This is a genomic window from Shouchella xiaoxiensis (assembly GCF_016907895.1).
Classification (GTDB): Bacteria; Bacillota; Bacilli; order Bacillales; family Bacillaceae_D; genus Shouchella; species Shouchella xiaoxiensis.
The window spans coordinates 228019-235692 of sequence record NZ_JAFBCV010000006.1 but is presented as its reverse complement, the minus strand read 5'-3'; the positions used below and the strand labels follow the sequence as shown (position 1 = coordinate 235692).

The following is a 7674-nucleotide window of genomic DNA, read 5'->3' as shown; positions in this document are numbered from 1 at the left end:
AGTTGCCCTTTCTCTTCTTTGGTCAACAGAGAAAATTCAGATAGTTTATATTCTGGATGGTTTACAACCTCTTCTAGCAATATTTGAAAATGGTTAATCATCTTGTTCATCATAGATTCTTCAAATATATCCGTATTATATTGTAAAGCCCCAGAAAAATTTGAATCCATGTGTAACGTAATTTCGAATTGACCTTCCTGTTGTGGTAATTCATAAGGTTTAAAAGTCAAACCGCCTAATTTCAACTCCGCATTAGTATCCCCTAACATAAAAGAAGTAATATTCTGTCCCTCTAATCTGGGGGCTTTTTGAAAAGCAAACATAGCCTGGATAATAGGTGTATGGTCTCCCCTATTTGGTTGTAGTTTTTCTACTAATAAAGGAAAAGGATAATCTTGATTATCTAAGCCTCGCAATACAGTCTGACGTAATTCTTTAATAAATTCTTTATAGCTAGGATTATGTGAAAGGTCTGATCTAAGCACTATAGGGTTTACAAAGTAGCCCACGATATTGTCAAAAATTGATTTATTTCGACCAGCTGTAGGTGTGCCAACTATAATATCATTTTCTCCCGTATATTTGTTAAGAAGTAACTGAAATGTCGCTAGTAATACCATATACAAGGTAGTACTATTTTCTTTTGAAAAATTATTCAATTGCTCAGCTGTATTTTGGTTTAATTTAAATAAGGTGCTATTATAGTTTGGTCTGATTTCTGTAATGTCTTTACGTTTATATAAATTTAAAACTGGTATTCGTCCTTTTAATTGTTCTTTCCAGAATTCCAGTAAGGTCTGACCATAAGTACTTGCAACCATTTTGTTTTGAGAATATATAAAATCATTATACGTACAAGACAGTGCCGGGAGTAAGTTTGCTTCATTATTAACTTTAGATTGGTATATGGAACCAAGTTCATCTAGAAGGATTACTAAAGACCAATAATCAATTGCGATATGATGAATAACAATTAATAATATATATTCACTATCAGCTACTTCATATAAATTAACTCTCATAAGATCGTCATATTCTAGATTAAATGGTCGTTGTGATTCGACCAATAGTTTACTCTTTAGTTCTTTCTCATCAATGTGTGCAGCAGCATGATACTCAAATGACAATTTAGACTTGTTGTTTATATTTTGCACAGGTCTACCATCTTTTACTAAAAAGTTAACACGAAGGGAAGAATGCCTTTCTAAAATCTCTTGAAAAGAATCTTTCAATTTTGATATATTAATTTCATCATTTATTTTTGCAACAAAATGGGTATTGTACGCAGAGTTATCAGGATCGAGTTGATGAATATACCATAGAGCTTCCTGACCAAAACTCAAGGGTAAGTACAAATCCGCTCCTCTTGACTGACGGAAAAGCAACTCTGCTAACTCCTTTTTCTTATCTACTATTGATGCTAATTCCTTTTCATTTAGATTTTTTGACATTTATTTAATCCTCCTTTACATATTGATATTTATCAAGGAGATGATTAATTTCATCATCACCTAAGCCATCTAGATTATCAAAAATATCTTGAATATTATCTGTATTTCTAGCCAATAACTCTAATTTTTTTTCCGATGATTTGTCCATTTCTAACGGAGAGTTCTCCATTTCATCACACAATTGCCTAGCCAAAATTTCAATAGAAGGTCCTTTTAGTAAATCTCCTATTGACAACTGAATATTTAATTCTGTTTCTATTGTCTTTTTCAAGTCAATTGCTGTTATAGAATCTAAACCAAGTTCATCAAGTTTAATAGAAGGATCCACAACATCACCTTCTCTGAACTCTAATACTCGAGAGACAATTTTAATCAAATAATTCTCTAATTCATCTAAACTATTAACAGACACCTCTAAGACATCAATACTCTTTTCAACTAAGGCATCTTGGGCAGTATAATTAACAAACATAGTAGGATGTGTTAGTCTTTCAAGATTGTCATCTCTTATTTTTTCGATGGCGATATAAGGCACTTTTTGTATTGTAAACAAACCATATAATACGGCTTTTCTTCTTAATAACTCTCCAAGTAAATGTGGTCCTTCTAAATGATCAATAACAGTTTTTTCATCATCACTAAAAAGCTTCTCTAAATGATCATAGAAATTTGGATCATCCAGAAATAACCCAATCTCTTTGCTCACATCTATGCATTCAACAATTTTCAAATGTTGATCCGCAAGAATAGATGCCCATTCTTCTTTTGGAGTAAAATATGCTGATGACTGCGGATGGTTAATTTGTTCATTAATATTTGAAATCATCTCTGCAAGAACTAATAACCCTCCATCATTTAACCCTTTATTAATATTATTGAAAATCTCCTCTTTATTTTTTATATGATGAATTAATTGAATACAATAGATTAAATCATAATAATCCGGTAATTCTTCTCTCACAACATCTGTATTATACAAAGCTATATTTCTGTCTAACTTATTAGCTTTTATTTTATCGTAACCAATCTTAAGTTGCTCTTTAGAGATATTAAACCCATGTAAATTTAAATGAGGATATCTAGATGCTAAACGAATTAAATCGGTTGAATACCCACACCCAAACTCTGCAACTTTATCAATAAAACTAAAATCTACATTTTTAAATAAAATTTGCCGCATTTTCTCCTGAGCAATAGAGGTCTTCTTAAAATTTTCGGGATAATCTTCTGGCTTAGTTAATGTTAATAGCCACGAAAAGGTAATATCTTTTTCAATAAACGGTGCAAAACTTAAAAACTCTCCTAAATCACTTTTTTTCTCTGCTAAATTCCCATAATAATTTATCATATTATTTGTTTGCTCCACCAGAACGGGCGTTCTATCAATATTGGATCCATCTAAAAAACCTTTGTTAAAAGCTTTCAGTTTAGTATCTAACCAAAATTTATTTCTTTCGAATGGATATCCAGGTAACTTTTCCATTTCACCAGAAATGTAAATGTTTTTCCAGTTTAGACCAAAACCATTTTCATATAAACTTTTAATCATGTTATTTTTTATATCTCCAAATGATTGGTAGATGTCATTATTCACTTGGTTATAATTTACATTGAGTATTTTTGAGTTTGAAGCTAATTCAATGACATAATAGTTTTCTAATTTATCATGTTTTAATAAATCAATTGCGCCAACTTTATTTACATACTTGCGTGTTTTTATTGAACAAATAACCTTTTTTATATCATGGTCTCCGAGAACATAGGATGCAGCCAACTCACCTAAACCGTACCCTAACAACCTTTTTGTTGACACACCCCAATATGTCAATAATTCAGTTAAGCACACTTGAAAAATAAATTGAATATAAGGTTTTCTTTCATCAAACACTTTTTTTTCCAGCGAAAATATTTCCCACGCTGACCATTTTAATTGTTCTATAAATTCTTTATCAAGATCTTCCCAACATTTCCTAAAGACCTTCTCTTTTTTTAATAGATCTTTTATAATTTGAACTGGTATGATATCTAAATCTCTGTAAACTAAAAGGACTTGCAAATCTCGTTTATCTGTTATCTCATTTATCCTACTAGGACATTCTGTTTCCAAATATTCTTTCATTTGCTTTTTAAAATCACTTTTATTTTTCCCTAAAAAAGCTATTCGATGATTAAAATGAGCCTTTTTAACACTACACGTGTAACAAAAATTGTGAGTTTCATGCTTTTCATTTCCGTTCATAAACTCCAAATATCTTTTTATGATCTCATTTAAAGCGTTAGGACTTTTCCCAGATATAGGTAATACATACGTTTCTTGATAATTATAATTATGAATCGATGAGTTCGTATTTTTCCCAATATATTCTTCCATTACTATATGACAATTTGTTCCGCCAAACCCAAATGAGCTTACACCTGCTCTTAATGGCTTGTTCCCATTTTCCCACTCCTGTTTTTCTTGTTGAACATAAATAGGAAACTTATCAAAAGATATGAGTGGGTTTAATTTTTGAATATTTAATGATGGGGTTAAAGTCTTATTTTTAATCATTAATGCTACTTTAATTAAACTTGCAATACCTGCTGCCGATTCCAAATGACCAATATTAGTCTTTACAGAACCAATAGCACACTTTTCTTCGAACCTTTTATTATTTTTAATGACTTTACCCAAAGCATTAACTTCAATTGGGTCACCTATTTTAGTTGCCGTACCATGTGTTTCAATGTACTGAACATCTTTTGGTTCCAGTCCAGCGTTTTTATATGCTTTATTCAACAGTAACCTTTGGGATTCTCCATTAGGAGCAATAATTCCATTTGATTTACCATTATTATTAATGGCTCCACCACGAATAACGGAATAAATTTGATCTCCATCTTCTAGTGCTCTAGAGTATGGCTTTAGCACAACTAGTCCAGCACCTTCTCCTCGAACATATCCGTTAGCACTTTCATCAAACGTTTTACACTTCCCATCAGAAGATAATATACCTGCCTTTGATAAATCAACTGTTACATCAGGTGTTAATATAAGGTTAACTCCACCAGCTATAGCAATTGATGACTCACCACTCCATATACTTTGACAAGCTTGATATACTGCAACTAATGATGATGAACACGCAGTGTCAATTGCAATACTAGGTCCCCTAAAACCAAATACATATGAAATTCGATTCGCAGCAATACTTAAAGAATTCCCTGTTCCAAAATATGGATCTCCATCCCTTGATTGATCACGTAATAAATGAGCATAATCGTTATTAGAAATGCCAACAAAGACCCCAACAGATTCGTCTAATAAGTCATTTGGTACTTGCCCAGCATCCTCCAAAGATTGCCAAGCAACTTCCAATAATAGACGCTGTTGAGGATCCATTTTTACAGCTTCACGGGGTGAAATACCAAAAAATTTAGCATCAAACTTATCAATATCTTTAAGAAAACCTCCCCATTTTGTATTCATTTTTCCTGATACATTAACATCATCATCATAATACTCTTCTTTATTCCAACGATCAGAAGGCACGGGTTGGATAGATTCTTTACCACTTTTTAGGTTTTCCCAAAAAATATCAATATTTTCAGCTCCAGGAAATCTACACCCCATACCAATAATCGCTATAGGTTCAGATGAAATATCCTCTTTAGTTATACGAGTTGAATCATCGTTGTTTTGATTTCCAGATAATAAATGCTCAATAGCAAGATTTATAGACGGGTAATCCCACACTAGTGTTGGAGAAACATTATAACCAAGAACTTTTTCCAAATCAGCCGAAATTTCTACTGCTTTCAAAGAATCCAAACCAAAATAGGAAAAAGGTTGATCTAAGCTAATCGAGTGACGATCTAAACCAGAGGCCTTAGTTAATTTATCAAATAAAAACTCTTTTAATATTCTTTCTTTTCCACCAAAATCTGTTCCCAATACAATCACCCCTATTAATTGGTAGTTAACAAGTTCAGTTAAAAAATTATGAGGATATATATAAGCACAATGTTTAATAGCACTATACCATTAGTATCATTTTTCTGTATATTATTCAATAGAAAAAACCATTTTTATATATATTTTTATTTATTTATTAAATAAAATAATTTTATTGACATATATTATTAATTTAAACCATAATTAGTTTGTATATTAATTATAATTAAAAAAACAGGAGGTGAACCTGTCTATCTATTGCACAATGAAAGCTAATTTTATTGAAATTCCCTTTTATACTATTAATTGAACAAATTTACGGCGCTAAATTAAAGTATTAAATAAGTGAACATACCCTTAACTTCCTAGTCGATGAACATAATGATAAACATTACTTCTATACATTAAGAAAAATCTATTTTTTTATGAGGTGCTAATATGAGTAACGAACCTATTATTCTAATCGATAATATAAGTAAAAAATATAAAAATTCCTCAACTTATGCGAATGAAAATATTTCTTTATCAATAAAACCTGGAGAAGTTTTTGGTTTACTAGGAGCCAATGGTGCTGGTAAAAGTACACTAGTACGCCAAATTGCCGGTTTTGTTCAACCAACAAAAGGAAACATTAAACTGTATAATTTTGACTTAACTAAAGAACCTCATCTCGCAAACCAATTTGTAGCCCTTCAACCCCAAAATATATGGCTTCCAGCTCAAACTAAACCAAAAGAACTACTAGAGCTCACAGGGAGACTTCGAGGGCTAAGTATTATTAGAGCCAAAGAAGAAGCTGAAAATTTCATTGAAGAATTTAAACTAACAGAACATATTGAAAAAAAATTACAAGAGCTGTCTGGAGGATTAAAAAGGCTAGTCGCTATAGCTGTAACATTGATTGGCGACAGACCTATTGTAGTTCTTGATGAACCAACAAATGATTTAGATCCTAGCATTAGAAGAGTCGTCTGGAAAAGGATTAAGACAACTGCTCAATCAGGAAGAACGGTTATTCTTGTTACTCACAATGTTATTGAAGCAGAGCATACCTTAGATCGCGTAAGCATTATAAATAAAGGCCGCGTACTGGCAACCGGTACACCGATGGAGTTAAAAGAAAAGTTTGAACAACTTCTTCGACTTGAAATTACGGCACGACCTAACACGGAAAATGATCTTGCAAAGATATTAGCAAGATGGAATACTACTGTAAAAATAGGTGAGAGTAGTTTTTTTCTTACAGTTCCAAAAAATGAAATTGAAAAGACTTTTTCCTATTTGCTACCATACATGGAACAATTTCAGGATTTCCGTATTATTACTACCAACTTGGAAGATATTTATTTTGAATTAAGTGGAGGGGAAAGAATTGAAGGATAACATTTTGGTGAAACCTGCACTGACAGAAGAAAAAGAAAAATTATCAGTAATAAACCAATATTTTTTGTTACTTCGACTTCTTATTACTGACTATCGTTCCGCAGCTCCATTTCTACTTATTATTGGTCTTATAATACCAATGGGATTCTTGTGGATACTCAGTAGGTATGTTGGAACTGGTCCTGAAACAACTTGGTTACTTGCTGGGAACATAATTATGGCAGTTAGTTTTGGGAGTGTGAGTTTTTCCATCCAAAGAACTGCACTAATGAAGATTGAAGGAGAACTTGATTATTATGGAAGTTTATCTGTTAAAAAGAGCGCTTTTGTTTTCGCAATTTTCACAGAAAGCATGATTTTTGCATTCCCAGCTTTATTAGGTAGCATGATTATGGGGAATATACTCCTAGAGATACCGTGGTCAACTCTTTTATCTGTAATCCCTATAGCGTTGCTCTCTGCAGGTTGTCTAACTATATTAGGATCAACATTAGGAAGCTATGCTAAAACTATGGTTCATTTTGCTATATTCTCTTACTTACCTTTTCTGGCAGTCTTTCTTAGTCCAGTTATGGTGCCATTAGTAGAACTACCTTTAGTTCTAAAAATAACTTCTTATGTACTTCCAACAGGTCAAGCAGTGATGGCACTTACTGATGTATTAAACAGAGAATTCGATCAAAGGTTTTTCCTTTTATTAACCGCGTTAATAATTTGGTTAGCTATTGGATTTTACATAGCTTTCAAGAAATTAGATTGGCGTAGTGAATAAACATAAACCAAACATAAATAAATATAAAAACCTTCTTATGAGTCGCTGGCACAACCTAAAAAATAAAATGCCAGCACTCTCCATATATTTGTTTTAACAAATTACAACGCTATCAATTAATTTCTAATTATATT

The 7674-nt window shown here is 31.9% G+C and carries 4 protein-coding genes; 2 read left to right on the top strand and 2 right to left on the bottom strand.

Annotation, left to right across the window (positions count from 1 at the left end; all coding sequences use genetic code 11):
- A partial coding sequence (locus JOC54_RS11640) for a condensation domain-containing protein (RefSeq protein ID WP_239586689.1) occupies positions 1-1451 on the bottom strand: 1451 nt, incomplete at its 3' end.
- A gap of 4 nt (positions 1452-1455) precedes the next feature.
- A complete protein-coding gene (locus tag JOC54_RS11635; protein WP_204466445.1) occupies positions 1456-5385 on the bottom strand; it encodes a beta-ketoacyl synthase N-terminal-like domain-containing protein in 3930 nt (1309 codons plus the stop codon).
- Positions 5386-5823: 438 nt separating this feature from the next.
- On the opposite strand from JOC54_RS11635, the gene JOC54_RS11630 reads away from it, so the two are divergent.
- Positions 5824-6768 (top strand): ABC transporter ATP-binding protein, encoded by a 945-nt coding sequence (locus tag JOC54_RS11630; RefSeq protein WP_204466444.1) that lies wholly within the window; start codon positions 5824-5826, stop codon positions 6766-6768.
- A complete protein-coding gene (locus JOC54_RS11625; RefSeq protein WP_204466443.1) occupies positions 6758-7540 on the top strand; it encodes an ABC transporter permease in 783 nt (260 codons plus the stop codon). Before JOC54_RS11630 ends, JOC54_RS11625 begins: the two co-directional genes overlap by 11 nt.
- Positions 7541-7674 lie beyond the last annotated feature (134 nt).